Below are 1,815 nucleotides of genomic sequence, written 5' to 3'. Positions count from 1 at the left end.
TGGACCCAAGAAAACTACCCTACTCCCGCTCCGCTTTTCACGAAGGTAGAACACGATTTCCTGCAGGTATTCCAGGACGAAGCCATGTACTATACCTGGATTTGCCTCGCTGTTCTGAAATGACGCGACGCGTCACAGACGCGCATCGACGACATTTTTGGGCAAAGTCGCCTTCAAGTCGAAAACTACCGAATGGGTACGGGTGAATTCTGAAAAATTCAATGATACAAATTCATTGTGCGCCACGGCTAAGACCACAGCCTCATACTTACCCGTAATGCTGCTGATCAGCGTAATGCCGTACTCCTCGGCGACTTCGTCCGGCGCGGCCCAAGGATCGTACACATCCACCTGCATACCAAAATCGCTCAGTTCACGGACGACATCCACCACACGGGTATTCCTGATATCGGGGCAGTTCTCCTTGAAAGTAATTCCCAAAATCAGGACGCGGCTACCCTCGATTTTATGACCTTTTTTGATTAATAATTTCACCAGCTTGTTAGCCACAAACACGCCCATGTAATCATTGACACGACGGCCCGACAAGATGACCTGCGGGTAGTACCCCAGCGACTCGGCCTTATAAGCCAGGTAGTACGGATCTACTCCGATACAATGCCCACCCACGAGTCCTGGCTTGTATTTGAGAAAATTCCATTTGGTGGCAGCGGCCTCAAGTACCTCAGTGGTATCGATGTTCATCCGGTCGAAAATGAGGGCCAGCTCGTTCATGAAAGAAATGTTTACATCCCGCTGGGCGTTTTCGATGGCCTTCGACGCCTCGGCCACCCGGATACTCGGGGCCAGATGCGTTCCGGCCTCAATGATAGAGCCATAAAGTTCATTCACAAACCTGCCCGTTTCCGGCGTACTACCTGATGTGACCTTCTTGATCTTGGTCAGCGTATTGATTTTGTCACCCGGATTGATCCGCTCAGGTGAATAGCCGCAGAAGAAATCCGTGTTGAATGCCAACCCGCTCGTCTTTTCCAAAACCGGAACGCAGTCTTCCTCGGTGCAGCCGGGATATACGGTCGATTCGAAAATGACGGTGTCGCCTCTCTTAAGTACTGTGCCCACCATGTGACTAGCCTCCATCAACGATCGGAGATCCGGTTTTTTGTAATCGTCAATGGGCGTAGGCACCGTAACAATAAATACTGTACAGTCTTTTGCATCAGCCACATCGCTGGTAAATCGTAGAGATACGGCGGCTTTTAATTGATCGTCGGTCAGTTCCTGTGTCCGGTCATGGTGAGTCCTCAATTCGGCGATTCTAGCTTCATCAATATCTATTCCCATCACTGGAAAATATTGGCTGAAAGCCATTGCCAGCGGCAGGCCAACGTAGCCAAGCCCGATCACAGCAATTTTTAACGGGGGATTTTGGGGCATTGAAATTAATTTTAAACGATCCCCAAAGCTATCCTTTTTTAGGCAGCAGAGGAAGCCGCCAGACGGGTATCAGACGCAAGTCGGCTTTTTTTTAAATGATAAAAGCGCAAGTTTTGTGCAAACGCCAGAGAGTCGCCCGTTCTTCGCCGCTCACTGTCAACCGTCAACTGTCAACTGTCCACCGTTTTGTTCTGGTTAAAGCAACTACTGAAAGAACCCTACAACGCTCTGCGCACCGCCCGCGACCGCGAGTTTATTAGGTTGCTGTGGCGCTATGGCGACAAGCCCCGACACCAGCTTACGGAGGTTCGCTTCGGTCAATACCGCCTGCGGGTACCGGACACGATGTCGTTTTTGTTTCAGCATCAAGAGATTTTTGCCGATAAATTCTATGAATTTGAAACTACCCAACCGCAG

At 50.1% G+C, this 1,815-nt stretch carries 1 protein-coding gene and 1 pseudogene; one reads left to right on the top strand and one right to left on the bottom strand.

Annotated elements, in window-relative coordinates:
* Positions 1 to 132: 132 nt before the first annotated feature.
* Positions 133 to 1,398, bottom strand: coding sequence for a nucleotide sugar dehydrogenase (locus ACEW8P_RS09525; RefSeq protein ID WP_373512852.1), 1,266 nt, complete (start codon positions 1,396 to 1,398; stop codon positions 133 to 135).
* A 186-nt stretch (positions 1,399 to 1,584) separates the two neighbouring features.
* Between ACEW8P_RS09525 and ACEW8P_RS09520 the strand changes: the two are divergent.
* Positions 1,585 to 1,815 (top strand): annotated as a pseudogene (locus ACEW8P_RS09520) (FkbM family methyltransferase); the annotation flags it as partial.

It is taken from the genome of Persicitalea sp., from assembly GCF_041751555.1.
Taxonomy (GTDB): domain Bacteria; phylum Bacteroidota; class Bacteroidia; order Cytophagales; family Spirosomataceae; genus Persicitalea.
This window is presented reverse-complemented; position numbering and strand designations above follow the sequence as displayed.